The sequence below is a fragment of the Nocardia sp. MH4 genome (assembly GCF_019266065.1).
Taxonomy (GTDB): Bacteria; Actinomycetota; Actinomycetes; order Mycobacteriales; family Mycobacteriaceae; genus Nocardia; species Nocardia canadensis.
In genome coordinates, this window is the sequence record NZ_LPNR01000029.1 from 1 (window position 1) to 16,209 (window position 16,209).

Sequence of the window (16,209 nt, forward strand, 5' to 3'; positions counted from 1 at the left end):
GTTCGGCGCCCGCGAGCTCGTCGCGGCCGAGCAGAGCATGCTCGAGCTGCGCGGCCCGCGCGGCCATCGGCGCGTCCCGGGCGCGCAACGCCAGTGCCGCGCGGCGGTGGGCCAGCGCCAGCCAGCCCTGTCCCGCCAGCCGATAGGCGGCGGTGCGGATCAGCGGATGGACGAAGGTCACCGCGCCATCGATCACCCGGACGACGCCGCGACCGACCAGCCCATCGAGCGCGTCGGCCACCGTCACCGCCGGGAGATCCGCGGTCGCCGACAGCAGTTCGAGGTCGGGCGGCGCGCCACACACGGCGGCGGCCTGCGCGACCGACCGGTCGAGCTCGGGCAGCTGGGCCAGTTCGGCCCGGATCGTGCGATCCAGCGCCGCGTAATCGGTCGAGGTCGGATCCGGGTTCTCCCCGCGCAGCGCCCGCTCCAGTTCCCGGTCGGGCAGGTCGGCCAGGAGCGACAGGTACAGCGGATTGCCCTGGGACGCGTCGAGTAGCCGGGCGCGGCGACGGGGATCCTCCCCCGGGAGCAGCCCGTCGACGTCGATGCCGGTGAACGGCGGCACCCGGACATGGACCGAGCGGACCAGCGGCACCCGCAGCAAACGGGTGAGCGACGGCGGGCAGCCGCCGTCGCGAAACGCGAGAAGCAGCCGGAATCCGCCGACCGGGCGATTGCGGATCAGGAAGGCCAGCAGCCGAACCGATTCCGCGTCGGCCCACTGCGCGTCGTCGACGACCAGCAAGGTCTCGACCGTGCCGAGCGCGCGCCGCATCCGCCGGGCGAGCGCCGTGTCGGCGACCACGTCCGCCGCGGACACCTCGGCGTCGGCCGAGGACCACGCCGCCGGTGGAACGACCGCCGCGCCGCGTGCGCGTTCTTCCTCGGCCGGATCGACGTCATCGACCTGTTCGGCGAGATCGTCGGCGAGGTAGCGCGGTTGGGTGCGGGCGTCCTCGGCACCGGTGACCGAGAACACCCGGCACGGCGCGGCCTGGGCGAAGTGGGCGATCAAGCGGGACTTGCCGATTCCGGCGGGGCCCTCCACCAGCAGCAGCCAGGGGGCGTCGGGGCCGGTGAAGGTCGTGGTCAGGGTAGCCAGTTCGGGGGCTCGGCCGACGAAGGCGCGTTCGATCACCGTCATCACCCTTTCCTGCCCGGTTTGTCCGGGGTGAGCCTAACCCGGGTCACCGACGAGCAAATGCCGTGGTTTCCCGGATGCTCCGCGGGCGGACGTGGGGTTGGGTGGGCGAGGCCGATCACCGCCGAAGGGTCCGCGGTGAGGTTCTTCAGAAAGTAGGTTCGCATGACGTTCACCGGCAAGGGAATGGTTTCGCGGTTCGCGCTCGCACTGCTGGCGGTCACGGCACTCGGTGCCGCGGGCTGCTCGGCCGTGGACAAGGTCACCGAGGTGGCCAAGGACGCGGGCAAGTCCGACACCGCCCGCTCGAAGGTCGGTGACTGCATCAACGTGATCTCGGCGTCGATGATCGACTCCAAGACCGAGCCTGTCCCCTGCTCGGCCGAGACCGCCGTCTACAAGGTCGTGCAGGTGCACGACCAGAAGGTCGAGTGCCACGAGGACTACACCTCCTACGAGGAGACCTTCGGCAGCGGCGGCACCCTCGCGTTCCTGTGTCTCGCCCCGAACTTCAAGGAGGGCAGCTGCTACAACGAGGGCATGATGACCGGCTACAAGTTCGTGCCGTGCACCGCCACCGAGGCCGACTTCAAGGTCGTCTCGCGCATCGACGGTCAGGTCGACGAGCAGCTGTGCGGCGAGGACGCCGACTCGGTCCTGGTGGTCAACGACCCGAAGACCACGTTCTGCCTGGGCAGCGCCAAGGGCTGAGGCCCGCACGACGAGAAGCGCCCGGACTCCGCGGAGTCCGGGCGCTTCTCGTTTGTCCTGGCTATCGGCGCATGAAGATCGGCACTTCGATGTCGTCGTCATCGTCGCCGTCGTCGCCCTGGTCGGGGTTGTTGACGCGGTTCATGGCCTGCTCGGTGACCCGCTGACGCTCCGACTCCCGATACCGCTCGGTGTCGCGGTAGCTCGGGGCGCTGGTCCGCCCGCTCGACACCCCGCTGGTGGCGGGTTCGGTCGCGCGGACCGGAGCCTCGCTGCGCGCCTGGCCGACCTCGCCCGCGCGCCCGGCGCCGATCGGGTTGGACCCGACCCGGGTGCTGTGCGATTCGGGCACCGCCCGCCGGGAGGGGCCGCCACCGTCGAAACCGGCCGCGATGACGGTGACGCGCACCTCGTCGCCCAGCGAATCGTCGATAACCGTACCGAAGATGATGTTGGCCTCGATGTGGGCCGCCTCCTGCACCAGCGAGGCCGCCTCGTTGATCTCGAACAGACCGAGATCGGAGCCGCCGGCGATCGAGAGCAGCACGCCGTGCGCGCCGTCCATCGACGCCTCGAGCAGCGGCGAGTTGATCGCCGTCTCCGCGGCCTTCACCGACCGGCCCTCACCGCGCGCCGAGCCGATGCCCATCAGCGCCGAACCGGCGCCGGACATGACGGACTTGACGTCGGCGAAGTCGACGTTGATCAGACCCGGGGTGGTGATCAGGTCGGTGATGCCCTGGACACCGTTGAGGAGCACCTCGTCGGCGGAGCGGAACGCGTCCATCAGGCTCACCGCCGCGTCGCCCAGCTGCAGCAGCCGGTCGTTCGGAATGACGATGAGGGTGTCGCACGACTCGCGAAGCAGGTTGATCCCCACCTCGGCCTGGTTCCCACGCCGCTTGCCCTCGAAAGAGAACGGCCGGGTCACGACACCTATGGTCAGCGCGCCCAGCTTGCGGGCGATGCTGGCGACGACGGGCGCGCCACCGGTACCGGTGCCACCGCCCTCGCCCGCGGTGACGAAGACCATGTCGGCGCCCTTGAGCACCTCTTCGATCTCGTCCTTGTGGTCTTCGGCGGCCTTGCGGCCGACTTCCGGATCGGCACCGGCACCGAGGCCGCGAGTCAGCTCGCGGCCGACATCGAGTTTGACGTCGGCATCGCTCATCAGCAGGGCTTGGGCGTCGGTATTGACCGCGATGAACTCGACTCCCTTGAGTCCCTGTTCGATCATTCGGTTGACGGCGTTCACGCCGCCGCCGCCGATACCGACGACCTTGATCACTGCAAGGTAGTTGTGCGGGGGCGTCATGGGCTCTCGCCTTCCTTCGATCTTAAACCCTCAACCTCAACCATAGGGTTGGCGTTATGTCAAGTATCCGACTGCTGCGGAACGCTATTCGCAGCCACTGCGATCCCGGCGCAGGCGCGCCGAGACGAGAGCCAGAATCTTGTGCCACAAAGAGTGTCGCTCACTTTACCGTGACCAGATTCGGACTCGACACGTCGAACACGGTCCCCTCACGGGTCAGCAGCGGCAACACGACGGCAGCTTTGCGCTCGCCGTCGCCCGTGCCGCCCCACACTACCTTCCTACCGTCACGTAGGTTCAATGAGACGTCCGAATTCGACCGTGCGACAACCTCACCCACCTGCACCGACAGGGCGGGTGGCAGCGTGACCAGCACGTCCACCGCCGCCCTGGCCGCCGCGGGCCCGGTGAAGGATCCCTCGGTGAGCAGCTTCGGCACCCCGATCGGCGGCGCGGGCTCGATCGCGAATTCGACGCTCTCGGCATCGATCAGGTGCGCGCCGTCCGGTGATTCGAGGTACACCACCGGTGTTCGTTCCACCACGCTCACCAGCACGGTGGAGGGGAATTTGCGCTGCACCCGCACCGAACGCACCTTCGGAATCGCGGCCACACGCTGGGCGATCGCGGTGGTATCGATGCGCAACATCGAACGGCCGTCCGGGATTTCGAGCCGCGTGCGGACCTCCTCCTCGGAGACCGCGGCCAAGCCGTCGACGCGCACGGTCCGCACCGACAACACCGGGGTGAACCACGCGAGAACGACGAGGACCGTGACCACGAGGACGCCGACCGCCGTCCAGAGCCGGTAGCCGCGCCACCCGCGCGCGGCGGGCATCGGCAATCTCACCGGCCGCCCTGTTGCGGCCGGGCGCGCAAGCCGTCGAGGATCTGGCTGCCGAGCATGGTGACATCGCCGGCGCCCATGGTGATCACCACGTCACCGGGCTGCGCGAGCCCGGCGACCTGCTTGCCCACCTTCGACATATCCGGCTGGTAGTGCACGGGGCTCGTCACCGCCTGCGCCACCAGCGCGCCGTTGACACCGGGCAGCGGCTCCTCGCGCGCGCCGTAGACATCGAGCACGACGACCTCGTCGGCCAGGCTCAGCGCGGTGCCGAACTCGGTGGCGAAGGTGGCGGTGCGGCTGTACAGATGCGGCTGGAACACCACGATCACCCGGCCGCGCCGGGTCCGCGCGCCGTCGCGCGCCTCCTGGGCGACCAGCTGGGCCGCGGCCTCGAGCACGGCGCGCACCTCGGTGGGATGGTGGGCGTAGTCGTCGAAGACGCGAACGCCGTTCTCCCGGCCGGTGAACTGGAACCGGCGGTGTACGCCGCCGAACCCCTCCAGCCCCTGCACGATCTCGTCGATATCGGCGCCGGTGGCCCGGGCGGCGAGCAGCGCGGCGAGCGCGTTGAGCGCCATGTGCCTGCCCGGCACCGACAGCCGCACCGTGCGCGGTGTGCTCTCCCCCGCCAGCTCGAATTCGACGATGCCGCCGACATCGCGCGGCTGCCAATCAATCAGGCGCGCGCCGACCGGCACCGGGGACGCCGACAGGTCGCCGGAGCCGTAGCCCAGGACCGCCACGCCGCGCTCGGCCAGGCGCGGGGCGACCCGATGCGCCAGCGCCAGCGAGCCGGGGTCGTCCAGGCACACCACCAGCAGACCGCCGGGGGCGAGCCGGTCGGCGAAGTCGTCGAAGACCTGGATGTAGGCCTCGTCGGTGCCGAAGAAGTCGAGGTGATCGGATTCGATGTTGGTGACCACGGCGACGTCCGGATCGTACTGCAGCAGTGAGCCGTCGGACTCGTCGGCCTCGGCGACGAAGATGTCCCCGCTGCCGTGATGGGCGTTGGTGCCCGCCTCGTTGAGCTCGCCGCCGACCGCGAACGACGGGTCGGCGCCGCAGTGCTGTAGCGACACGATCAGCATCGAAGTGGTCGAGGTCTTGCCGTGCGTGCCCGAGACCAGCAGCGTCTTGTGCCCGCGCATCAGCGCGGCGAGCACGGTCGGGCGCAGCAGCACCGGGATCTGGCGCCGATTCGCCTCGACCAGTTCGGGATTGGTCTTCGGGATCGCGGCATAGGTGGTGACGACCACCGTCGGGCCGCCGGGCAGCAGGTCGAGCGCGTCGGCGTCGTGGCCGATACGGACCTGCGCGCCGCGTGCCCGCAGCGACAGCACACCGCGGCTCTCACGGGCATCCGAACCGGAGACCGCGCCACCACGGGCCAGCAGGATCCGGGCGATGCCGGACATGCCCGCGCCGCCGATGCCGACCATGTGCACCCGTTCGAGTTCGGGCGGCAGCGCCGTCGCGAGATCCTCGCCGCTCGAGCTGCGTCCACCGCCGATGATCGGGCGGCCCGCGTGCTCCGCTGCCGCCTCCGGCCGCTGACCGCTCATCGGGCGACCTCGGTGACGATCCTGGCCACCGTGTCGGCAGCGTCGCGATGGCCGGCGCCGGCGGCGGCGCGGCTCATCTCGGCGAGTCGAGCGGGGTCGAGCAGCAGCGGAATCACCTCATCGATCACGTATTTCGGGGTCAGGTCGGCATCGGCGACAATTCTGCCACCTCCCTGCGCGACCACGGGCCTGGCGTTGAACTCCTGCTCGCCGTTGCCGTGCGGCAGCGGAACGTAGAAGGCGGGCAGTCCGACCGCCGACACCTCGGCCACGGTCATCGCGCCGGAGCGGCACACCACCGCGTCGGCGGCGGCGTAGGCCAGGTCCATCCGGGACAGGTACGGCACGGCGACATACGGCGCGGCCGCGTCGGCGGTGCTCACCTCGACACTGTTCTTCGGGCCGTGCGCGTGCAGCACCGAGATGCCCGCGGCCGCCAGCTGCGGCGCGGCGCCGGAGACGGCCTCGTTGAGGCTGCGCGCGCCCTGCGACCCGCCGAACACCAGCAGCACCGGCCCCTCGGCCGGCAGACCGAAGTGGGCGCGGGCCTCGGCGCGCAGGGCCGCGCGGTCGAGGCCGGTGATGGAGGCGCGCACCGGGATGCCGACGACCTGGGCGTTGGCCAGGCCCGAATCGGGCACGGCGGCCAGCACCTTCGCGGCGAGCTTGGCGCCGACCTTGTTGGCGATGCCCGCCTTGGCGTTGGCCTCGTGCACCACCACCGGCACGGCCCGCTTGCGGCCGAACAGGCCACCGCGCGCGGCGAGGTAGGCGGGCAGCGCGACATAGCCGCCGAAGCCGATGATCACGTCGGCCTGCACCGCATCGATGACGGCCCTGGTCGCCTTCACCGAGGCGCGCACCCGCCCGGGCAGACGCAGCAGGTCGGCGGAGGGCTTGCGTGGCAACGGGACCGGCGGGATCAGCTCGAGCGGGTACCCGCGTTCGGGAACGAGCTCGGTCTCCAGTCCGCGTTCGGTGCCCAGCGCGGTCACCCGGATCGAAGCGTCGAGCGCGCGCAGGGCGTCGGCGACGGCGAGCGCGGGTTCGATATGGCCTGCGGTGCCTCCGCCTGCGACGATCACCGACAACCCGGGACGCGGGTGACTCACGTGGATCTACCTCGTTCTCTCTGTGTTCGACTTGCCCGGTTCACGAGGGCCTGCGTGGTCACGCATCGCCACCTCCGGCCCGCCTCTTCACCGGGCGGTGCGGCATCGGATAGGTCGGTTCCCATGCTCGGGTCGACCGTAGCGAACTGGTGCCGCGGCTCTGGGGGGCGCGTCGGCGACGGGGGGCCGGGCTCTCGCGGCGCGCGGCCGGACGAGGCCGCTCGGCCCTGGCTTTCGAGGCGGACCGGCGCGGGGCGTCGGCCTTGAACGGTGTGTACACCTCGGGCACCGGCAGGCGCAGCATCCGGCTCACGCGGCCGTCCTGTCCGGCCTGCAACGCCGAGACCGCCTCCGGTTCGTGCCGGGCGGCACTGGCGATGATGCCGAACATGAACAGCGTGATGGCCAGCGAGGAACCACCGGCCGACACCAGCGGCAGCTGCAGACCGGTCACCGGCAGCAGGCCGACGACGTAGCCGATGTTGATCAGCGCCTGCGCGGTGATCCAGGTGGTGGCGGTGGCGGTGAGCAGCCGCAGGAACGGGTCGACCGACCGCAGCGCGATCCGGATACCGGCGTAGACGAACAGCGCGAACAGCGCCAGCACCAGCATGCAGCCCAGGAAGCCGAGTTCCTCGCCGATGATGGCGAAGATGAAGTCGTTGTGCGAGTTCGGCAGGTAGCTCCACTTCGCGCGGCTCTGGCCGAGGCCGCGGCCCCAGATGCCGCCGTCGGCGAGGGAGTACTTGGCCTGGCGCGCCTGGTAGTTGACGCCCTGCGGGTCGTCACCGGGGTTGAAGAACGCGCGCACCCGGTCGGAGCGATAGCCGGCCGACAGCGCCAGCACCGACGCCGCGACCACACCGGTGACCATGATCCCGACGAACAGCCGCACCGGCAGCCCGCCGAACCACAGCAGCGCCATCAACACGATGCCGAGCGCGATCGTGGTCGACAGGTTCGGTTCCAGCACCACCAGCAGACACACCAGCAGACCGGCGGGCACCAGCGGCACCAGGATGTCCTTGAGCTGGGCGCCACGACGTGAGGCCAGCAGATGCGCGCCCCACACCACCAGTGTCACCTTGACGACCTCGGACGGCTGGATCGACAGCGGGCCGATGTCGAACCAGCGCCGCGCGCCGCCGTGGATGGCGCCGATGCCGGGGATCAGCACCAGCACCAGCGCGAGCACCGAGATGCTGAAGATCGGGAACGACCACTGCCGCAGCAGCCGCAACGGCAGCCGTAGCGCGATATAGAAGGCGATGGCGCCGAGACCGGCGAACATCGCCTGCTGGATGAACAGCGCGTACGCCGATCCGCCGCCGGCGTAGGCCTCGACGCTCGACGCCGAGAGCACCATGACCAGGCCGAGCACGGTCAGCAGAGTCGCGATGGTGACGATCAGATGGAAGGACGCGAGCGGGCGGGCCAACCACGCGCCGAAGCGCTCCCCCGCCCAACCCGGCTGTGCCGCGTTCCGTCCGCCCCGGCGTCCTACGCGGTTACGCAAGCTGCCTCCTCCGGGCGCTGACGGTTCAGCCGGGCGCGTCTGTGTCATAGTGCCCGCCCGATGTCACCGTCTTCCAGTGCCGTCACCGCGTCCACGAAGCAGCGTCCGCGGTGGGTGTAGTCGTCGTACATGTCCAGGGAGGCGGCCGCGGGCGCGAGCAACACGGTGTCTCCGGCACGGGCCAGACCCGCCGCGGCGCGCACCGCGCGGCCCATGACCGCTTCGGCACGCTGGGATCTCGACGACTCCATGCCTGCATCGTCTCGCGCGTCCAGCTCGATGACCGGGACCTCGGGTGCGTGTCGCGCCAATGCGGCGGCGATCACCGGCGCGTCGGCCCCGAACAGGACCGCGCCGACCAGCCGGTCGCCCACTTCCTCGATGAGGTCGTCGACACTGGCGCCCTTGAGCAGACCGCCCGCCACCCAGACCACGTGCGGGTGCGCCATGATCGCCGCGCGCGCGGCGTGCGGGTTGGTGGCCTTGGAGTCGTCGATGAAGTCGACCCCGCCGAGTTCGCGGACGAACGCGGTGCGGTGCGGGCCCACCTTGTGCTCGGCGAGGCCTTCCTTGACGAACTGCGGGGCCACGTCGATCGCCCTGGTCAGCGCGGAGGCGGCGAGGGCATCGGCGATGCCTGCCGGGCCCTGCGGGCTGATGTCGGAGGTCTCGGCCAGGATCGCGGCCTTGGTGAACGCGCGGTCCAGCAGCTTGCCGTCGACCACGCCGAGCTCGCCGTCGGCGGGCACGCCGATGCGGAAGCCGACGGTGCGACGGGCCTTGGCCTTGCGCGCCAGCGAGCCCGCCACCGGATCGTCGAGGCCGACGACGCCGACCCGGCCGGTCAGCGCGCGTGCCTTGGCGGCGGCGTAGGCGTCGAGGCCGCCGTGCCAATCGAGGTGATCCTCGGCGACATTGAGCACGACACCGGCCTCCGGGCGCACCGACGGCGCCCAGTGCAGCTGGAACGAGGACAGCTCGACCGCGAGGACCTGCGGGCCGGGATTGCGGCGCAGCGCGTCCAGGATCGGCAGACCGATGTTGCCGCAGGCCACGCTGGAGATGCCGGCGGCACGCAGGATCGAGTGCGTCATATTGGTGGTGGTGGTCTTGCCGTTGGTGCCGGTGATGACCAGCCACTTGCGGACCGGGCCGTAGATCCGGGCCTGGTCGACCCACCAGGCGAACTCGACGTCACCCCAGACCGGGATGCCCTCGGTGACGGCGGAGACCAGCACCGGTGAATCCGGTCGCCAGCCCGGACTGGTGATGACCAGCGCGAACCTGCTCAGATCGGCGGTCTCCAGCTCGACGCTGGTGGCGACCTCGAGACCCAGCTCGGCGGCCTCGGCCAGCGCCTTGGCGCCGCTGTCGGTGACCACCGGATGCGCGCCGATATCGCGCAGCGGTTCGATCAGTGAGCGCCCGGAAACGCCCCAGCCCGCGACGAGCACGTCACGGCCACGCAGGAATTCGAGCATGGGGCCCGGGGAGCGGAGGGCACGGGGAGAGTGTTCGACCATGTTCGTCCTCACCCGACCTGCGAGAGATATTCGCTGTAGAACAGTCCGAGACCCACGGCGGCGGCGATGCCGGCCAGGATCCAGAACCTGATGATCACCGTGGTTTCGGCCCACTTGCTCAATTCGAAGTGGTGATGGAACGGCGCCATCTTGAACAACCGGTTGCGGGTGGTGCGGTAGACCGCCACCTGCAGCACCACCGACGCCGCCTCGGCGACGAACAGCGCGCCGATGACGACCATCAGCAGCTCGGTGCGGGTGGTGACCGACAACCCGGCCAGCATGCCGCCCAGCGCCAGCGAGCCGGTGTCGCCCATGAAGATCTTGGCGGGCGCGGCGTTCCACCACAGGAAGCCGATGCACGCGGCGGCCGCGGCGGCACACACCAGCGCCAGGTCCAGCGGGTCGCGCACGTCGTAGCAGCCGGCCTCGGGACTGGTCGAGCACGCGTTGCGGTACTGCCAGAAGGTGATGATCACGTACGCGCCGAGCACCAGGCTCATCGAGCCCGCCGCCAGACCGTCCAGGCCGTCGGTCAGGTTGACCGCGTTGGACCAGGCCACCACCAGCAGGCAGACGAAGACGACGAACACGATCGCGCCCATCGACACCGTGGAGATGTCGCGCACATAGGAGATGTGCTTGCTGCCCGGGGTGAGGCCGTTCTGGCCGCGGAACTGCAGCACCAGCACCGCGAACAGGACCGCGGCGCCGATCTGGCCGATGTACTTGCCCGCGGCCGACAGACCGAGGTTGCGCTGCTTGCGCAGCTTGATGAAGTCGTCGAGGAAGCCGACGACGCCGAGCGCGGTGGTCAGCCCGAGCACGAGCAGACCCGAGGCCGTCGGGCCCTCCGCGTCGTAGCCGATGCCGATCAGGTGCGAGCCGAGGTACCCCGCCCACATGCCGATCAGGATGGCGACACCGCCCATGGTCGGGGTACCGCGCTTGGCCTGGTGACTGGCCGGGCCGTCGACCCGGATCTCCTGGCCGAAGCCCTGCCTGGCGAAGACCCGGATCAGCAACGGCGTCAACAGGATCGACACCGCCAGTGCGATCCCCGCCGCGAATAGAATCTGCCTCATCGAGCCGCCTCCGTGCTACCTTCCCCTGCCCTGGTCAGGTGCTCGGCGACGGCCCACAGACCGACCGCCTTCGACGCCTTGACCAGTACCACATCGCCCGCGGCGATCTCGTCGTCGAGCAGCGCGATCGCCGCGTCGATATCGGGCACGAGGATCGACTCCTCGCCCCATGAGCCTTCCATCACCGCGCCCTGGTGCATTCCCCGGGATGGCCGTCCGGTGCCGACCACGATCAACCGGTCGACGTCGAGGCGCACCGCGAGGCGGCCGATCGCGTCGTGTTCGATCACCGAGGTGTCGCCGAGCTCGCCCATCTCGCCGAGCACAGCCCAGCTGCGGCGCGGCTCGTCGCCCGCCTTGGCCAGGGTGACCAGCGCCTTGAGCGCGGCCTTCACCGAGTCGGGGTTGGCGTTGTAGGAATCGTTGATGACGGTGACGCCCTCGGCGGTGGTGCGCACGTCCATCCGGCGCGCCGAGGCCGCGGTGGCGCCGGACAGCGCCTGGGCGACGGCGGCCAGGTCGGCGCCGCATTCCAGCGCGACGGCGGCCGCGGCCAGCGCGTTGCCGACCTGGTGCTCGCCGTGCACGGCCAGCCGCACCGGGACGGACTCCCCGCCCGCGTGCAGGGTGAACCGGGCACGGGCCTGCTCGTCGGTGACCACGTCGGTGGCGCGGATGTCGGCGTCACCGGCCAGGCCGACCCGCACGACCCGGGCCCGGGTCCGCGATGCCATGGCGGCGACGTTCGGATCGTCGGCGTTGAGCACGGCCAGCCCGTCGGCGGGCAGCGCCTCGACCAGCTCGCCCTTGGTCTGGGCGATGGCCTCCCGGCTGCCGAACTCGCCCAGGTGGGCGGTGCCGACATTGAGCACCACGCCGATGCGCGGCGGCGCGATGCGCGCCAGCGCGGCGATGTGGCCGGGTCCGCGGGCCGACAGCTCGAGCGCGAGGAACTTGGTGTCCAGGCCGGCGCGCAGCGCGGTCCAGGGGTGCCCGAGTTCGTTGTTGAACGACCCGGGCGGGGCGACGACCGGACCCAGTGGTGCCAGCACGGCGGCCAGCAGGTCCTTGGTCGAGGTCTTGCCGGAGGACCCGGTGACGCCGACGACGGTCAGCCCGGTGCGCTCGGCCAGCCGCTCGGTGCTGGCCCGCGCCAGCGCGGCCAACGCGGCCAGCACGGCGGCGCCGGAGCCGTCGCCGTCGTGGCTCAGCGCCACCGAGGACGCCGGGACCGAGCCGAGGTCCGGCGCGACGACGATCGCGGGCACCCCGACCGGCCGGGCCGCCAGCACGGCCACCGCGCCCGCGGCCACCGCGGCGGCGGCATAGTCGTGTCCGTCGGAGTTGGCGCCCGGCAGCGCGAGGAACAGATCGCCGGAACCGATTCGGCGCGAATCGAATTCGACCGAACCGGTCACCAGTGCCTGAGGGTCGGGTACGTCGTGCAGCTCGCCGCCGACGACGTCCGCGATCTCCCGCAGTGTCATCTCGATCATGAAACCGTCAAGTCCTCCGAGTCCGTCTGCGGACTGTGTCGTGTCTGCAGGGTTTCCAGCGCCGCCGCGACCACCTCGCGGTCGTCGAAGGGATGCTTGACGCCCTGGATCTCCTGCCCCGCCTCGTGGCCCTTGCCCGCGATGAGCACCACGTCGCCGGAACGCGCCCAGGCGATGGCGGCGGCGATGGCCGCCGCGCGGTCACCGATCTCGCGGATCTCGCCGCGGTCGGTGGCCGGGAGTTCGTGCGCACCGGCCACCACGGCGGCCCTGATGGCCGCCGGGTCCTCGGTGCGGGGATTGTCGTCGGTGACGATCAGCAGGTCGGCGCCGCGTGCGGCGGCCGCGCCCATCAACGGGCGCTTGGCCGCGTCACGGTCGCCGCCGGCGCCGACGACGACGGCCAGCCTGCCCTGCCCGGCCTCGGTGAGGTGGCCGCGCAGGGTGGCCACCACCGATTCGACCGCGGCGGGCTTGTGCGCGTAGTCGACGACGGCGAGGAAGTCCTGGCCACGCTCGACCCGCTGCATGCGGCCGGGGACGTCGACCGTGGCCAGCGCGGGCGCGGCGACGGCCGGATCGACCCCGGCGGCGGCGCAGGTCGCGACGGCCAGCAGTGCGTTGGCGACGTTGTAGCGGCCGGGCAGCCGCAGCCGCACGGACAGCTCGCCGTCCGGCCCGGCCGCGGTGAACTCCTGCTCACCGCCGGTGGCGCGGACGTCACCGGTCACGTGCCAGGTGGCGCCCTGCGACATCGCGCCGGTGGTCGACACCGTGACCGGCGCGGTGAGGTCGCCCGCGAGGCGGGTGCCCCACTCGTCGTCGACGCAGATCACCGCGGTGCGCGCGGCGACCGGCGAATCCGCGTCGAAGAGCTTGCGTTTGGCGGCGAAGTAGTCCTCGAAGTCGGCGTGGAAGTCGAGGTGGTCCTGGGACAGGTTGGTGAAGGCGCCGACGGCGAAGCGCACGCCGTCGACCCGGCCCAGCGCCAGCGCGTGGCTGGAGACCTCCATCACGACCGCCTGCACGCCCTGCTCGACCATCGCCGCGAACATCGCGTGCAGCTGGGGCGCCTCGGGCGTGGTGAGCGCGCTGGGCACCCGCCTGCCGCCGATGCGGGTCTCGATGGTGCCGATCAGCCCGGTGGACAGGCCCGCCGCGGCGAGCCCGGCCTCCACCAGGTACGACGTGGTGGTCTTGCCGGAGGTCCCGGTGATGCCGATGATGCGCAACCGGTCGCTCGGGTGGCCGTAGATCTCGGCCGAAAGCTCGCCGAGCGCGGCGCGCGGCCGCTCGCGCACCAGGACCGGGACGGCGACCTCGCCGATCAGGGCGGCGCCTGCGGCGTCGGTGTACACGGCCACCGCGCCGCGATCGATGGCGTCGGCGGCGAAGCGCGCGCCGTGCGCGTTCGCGCCGGGCAGCGCGGCGAACAGGTCACCGGGGCGCACGGCGTTGGACCGCTGCTCGATGCCGGTGACGGTTACTTCGGTGGTCACCGGGGTCGCCACCGTGGCGCCGGTGAGGTCCAGCAGGGCCCGCAGCGACGTCGACGGCGGCGTGGTGGGCCGGAGCGCGTGCGGGCTGGACTGCGCGGGCACAAGGCTCCTCTCTGAGAGTGATCGAGCGCGTGGGCGAGACGAGCAGTCAGGTTACCGACGCGCGGTGTCGGATGGACAACGCGGGTTGTGCCTAGGCGGAGGAGTTAGAGCCCGGCCTCCAGCACCAGCCGTTTGGGCTCCGGTGACGGCGGCACGCGGTCGCGCTGCAACGCCCAGGAGGCGATGCTGTGGAACAGCGGCGCGGCCGACCCGCCACCGCTGCCGTCGGAGCTGCGGATCGGCGCGTCGAGCATCATGCCGATCACGTAGCGGGGGTTGTCGGCGGGCGCCATCCCGGCGAAGGTGATGTAGAACGACGACGACGAATAGCACCGGCAGGCCGGGTCGACCTTCTGCGCGGTGCCGGTCTTGCCCGCCACCTGGTAGCCCTCGATGGCGGCCGGGGAGCCGGTGCCCATCTGGTAACCCATCGGGTCCTTCTGCACGGTCGCCTGGAAGACGGTGCGCAGGGTGCTCGCGGTCTGCGGGCTCACCACGCGCACGCCGTCGGGCTGCAGTTCCTCGGTGCGGGTGCCGTCGGGGGCGATCCTGGCCTTGACGATGCGCGGTGGGATGCGCAGGCCGTCGTTGGCGATGGCCTGGTACATGCCGGTCATCTGCAGCGTCGTCATCGAAAGACCCTGACCGATGGGCAGGTTCGCGAAGGTGCCGCCGGACCACTGGTCGCGCGCGGGCACCTGGCCCGGGCTCTCGCCGGGCAGGCCGATCCCGGTGCGCTTGCCGAGGCCGAAGCGGTCGACCATGTCGGCGAAGCGGTCCTCGCCCACCCGCTGCGCGAGCATGAGAGTGCCCACGTTGGAGGACTTTCCGAAGACGCCGGTGGTCGTGTACGGCGCGGTGCCGTGCTGCCACGCGTCGTTGACGGTGACCCCCGACATCCGGATCGAGCCGGGCACCTGCAGCACCTCGTCGGGCGTGGTGAGCCCGTACTCGATCGCGGCGGCCGCGGTGACGATCTTGTTCACCGAGCCGGGCTCGAACGGTTCGGCGACCGAGGGATTGCTCATATCGGCCGAGGCCCAATGCTGGGGTCCCAGTGCGGGATTGAAGGTGTTGTCGTTGGCCATCGCCAGCACCTGGCCGGTCTTGGCGTCGAGCACCACCGCCGAGGCCGAGGACGCGCCGGAGAGCTGCTTGGCCTGCTGCACCTGCTGCTGGACGTAGTACTGCATGTCCTCGTCGAGGGTCAGTTCCACGCCGTAGCCGTTCACTGCGGGCTGCTGATCGCGGTAGCTGCCGGGGATCACCGCGCCGTCGGAGCCGCGGTCGTAGGTGCGCGAGCCGTCGGTGCCCGCGAGCACCGAGTCCAGCGCGGACTCCAGGCCGATCTGACCGTGCCCGTCCCAACCGGTCGCGCCGACCACATTGGCCGCCAGTGCGCCACCGGGGTATTCGCGCAAGTCCTGGCGTTCGGCGCCGACCTCGGGGAACTTGGCCTGGATCTCCGAGGCCACCCGCGGATCGACATTGCGGGCCAGATAGGTGAAGGTCTTGTCGCTGCGCAGCTTGTCCAGCAGCTCTTCTTCCTTGGGTGCCGCGGCACCGAGCTTGTCGTGGACGAACTCGGCGATGTCCTTCAGACGCTGTTCGGGATCGGGCGCGCTCGGCTTGGCCTTCTTGGCGTCGGCCAGCTGCTGGCGCACCCGGACCGGCTGGAAGGTCAGCGCTTTCGCGGTGATGGTGAAGGCGAGCTGGTTGCCGTGCCGGTCGGTGATCGGGCCGCGCACGGCGGCCTCGGTCTCCTTGGTGGTGCGCTGGGAGGCGGCCTGCGCCGAGAGCGCGGGCGCGGCCAGGCTCTGGATGTAGAGCAACTGCAGCGCCACCACCGCCAGCGTCGCCAGCAGGGTGACCCGGCCGACGCCGAGGCGCAACCGGATCGGCCGGTCCGGCGAGAGCGACCCCGAACGGCGGGCCCTCGACGAGACCGGCCCGCGTCGCTGTTGCGACGCGGGCCCGCTCTGCCTCATCGACCGCCCTCCGGAGCGACGATCCGCGGTGACTCGCTCGGCGGCCCCGCGACCCGGCCTGGTAGGCCCGCCGCGACACCCGGGGCGGGTGGCGGCGTGTCGGCCGGTGCGGGCGGCTCGCCCTGCTCTCCGGGGATGCTCTGCTCGACGACGGGGGCGCCCTGCTCGACGGGCGCGGCGACGTCGACCCGGTCGGGCACGGTCACCGGGGCCAACGGCGCGGGTGCCGGACCCTCCGCGGGCGCGGGTACCTGTCCCTCGGCGGGAGCGGGTGCTTGTCCGTCGGCGGGCGGGGCGGCGTCGACC

At 71.3% G+C, this 16,209-nt stretch carries 12 protein-coding genes and 1 pseudogene; 1 reads left to right on the forward strand and 12 read right to left on the reverse strand.

Annotated elements, in window-relative coordinates; translation table 11 throughout:
- On the reverse strand, nucleotides 1-1,147 hold a 1,147-nt coding region (locus ATM97_RS00960), incomplete at its 3' end, for an AAA family ATPase (RefSeq protein ID WP_218715998.1).
- A gap of 162 nt (nucleotides 1,148-1,309) precedes the next feature.
- Here ATM97_RS00960 and ATM97_RS00965 point away from each other — a divergent pair.
- A complete protein-coding gene (locus ATM97_RS00965; RefSeq protein WP_218715999.1) occupies nucleotides 1,310-1,855 on the forward strand; it encodes a hypothetical protein in 546 nt (181 codons plus the stop codon).
- A 61-nt stretch (nucleotides 1,856-1,916) separates the two neighbouring features.
- Here the strand turns inward: ATM97_RS00965 and ftsZ are convergent, their stop codons facing one another.
- The 11 genes and pseudogenes from ftsZ to ATM97_RS01020 all read right to left on the reverse strand — a co-directional run.
- Nucleotides 1,917-3,170, reverse strand: a complete 1,254-nt coding sequence (ftsZ, locus tag ATM97_RS00970) for a cell division protein FtsZ (protein ID WP_218716000.1) — start codon at nucleotides 3,168-3,170, stop codon at nucleotides 1,917-1,919.
- 160 nt (nucleotides 3,171-3,330) lie between these two features.
- Nucleotides 3,331-4,008: a cell division protein FtsQ/DivIB gene (locus tag ATM97_RS00975; protein ID WP_218716001.1), complete on the reverse strand. Its 678-nt coding sequence runs from the start codon at nucleotides 4,006-4,008 to the stop codon at nucleotides 3,331-3,333.
- 8 nt (nucleotides 4,009-4,016) lie between these two features.
- Nucleotides 4,017-5,459 carry a UDP-N-acetylmuramate--L-alanine ligase gene (gene murC, locus ATM97_RS00980; RefSeq protein WP_218716005.1) on the reverse strand — a complete coding sequence of 481 codons (1,443 nt, stop codon included), beginning with the start codon at nucleotides 5,457-5,459 and terminating at the stop codon, nucleotides 4,017-4,019.
- Between the two features lie 119 nt (nucleotides 5,460-5,578).
- The gene (gene murG / locus ATM97_RS00985) at nucleotides 5,579-6,694 is read right to left on the reverse strand and encodes an undecaprenyldiphospho-muramoylpentapeptide beta-N-acetylglucosaminyltransferase (protein WP_308248323.1); all 1,116 of its coding nucleotides are present in this window, start codon (nucleotides 6,692-6,694) and stop codon (nucleotides 5,579-5,581) included.
- 58 nt (nucleotides 6,695-6,752) lie between these two features.
- Nucleotides 6,753-8,258 (reverse strand): putative lipid II flippase FtsW, encoded by a 1,506-nt coding sequence (ftsW, locus tag ATM97_RS00990; RefSeq protein WP_374104814.1) that lies wholly within the window; start codon nucleotides 8,256-8,258, stop codon nucleotides 6,753-6,755.
- Nucleotides 8,255-9,691, reverse strand: a complete 1,437-nt coding sequence (gene murD, locus ATM97_RS00995) for a UDP-N-acetylmuramoyl-L-alanine--D-glutamate ligase (protein WP_218716008.1) — start codon at nucleotides 9,689-9,691, stop codon at nucleotides 8,255-8,257. The genes ftsW and murD overlap by 4 nt, the downstream gene beginning before the upstream one ends.
- A 50-nt stretch (nucleotides 9,692-9,741) precedes the next feature.
- Nucleotides 9,742-10,818 (reverse strand): phospho-N-acetylmuramoyl-pentapeptide-transferase, encoded by a 1,077-nt coding sequence (gene mraY / locus ATM97_RS01000; protein ID WP_218716002.1) that lies wholly within the window; start codon nucleotides 10,816-10,818, stop codon nucleotides 9,742-9,744.
- A complete protein-coding gene (gene murF, locus ATM97_RS01005) occupies nucleotides 10,815-12,314 on the reverse strand; it encodes a UDP-N-acetylmuramoyl-tripeptide--D-alanyl-D-alanine ligase (RefSeq protein WP_218716003.1) in 1,500 nt (499 codons plus the stop codon). The genes mraY and murF overlap by 4 nt, the downstream gene beginning before the upstream one ends.
- Nucleotides 12,311-13,915 (reverse strand): UDP-N-acetylmuramoyl-L-alanyl-D-glutamate--2,6-diaminopimelate ligase, encoded by a 1,605-nt coding sequence (locus ATM97_RS01010; protein WP_218716004.1) that lies wholly within the window; start codon nucleotides 13,913-13,915, stop codon nucleotides 12,311-12,313. The genes murF and ATM97_RS01010 overlap by 4 nt, the downstream gene beginning before the upstream one ends.
- 104 nt (nucleotides 13,916-14,019) lie before the next feature.
- Nucleotides 14,020-15,903: a penicillin-binding protein 2 gene (locus ATM97_RS01015; RefSeq protein ID WP_255586621.1), complete on the reverse strand. Its 1,884-nt coding sequence runs from the start codon at nucleotides 15,901-15,903 to the stop codon at nucleotides 14,020-14,022.
- Nucleotides 15,900-16,209 (reverse strand): annotated as a pseudogene (locus ATM97_RS01020) (hypothetical protein); the annotation flags it as partial. The pseudogene ATM97_RS01020 and the gene ATM97_RS01015, both read right to left, overlap by 4 nt.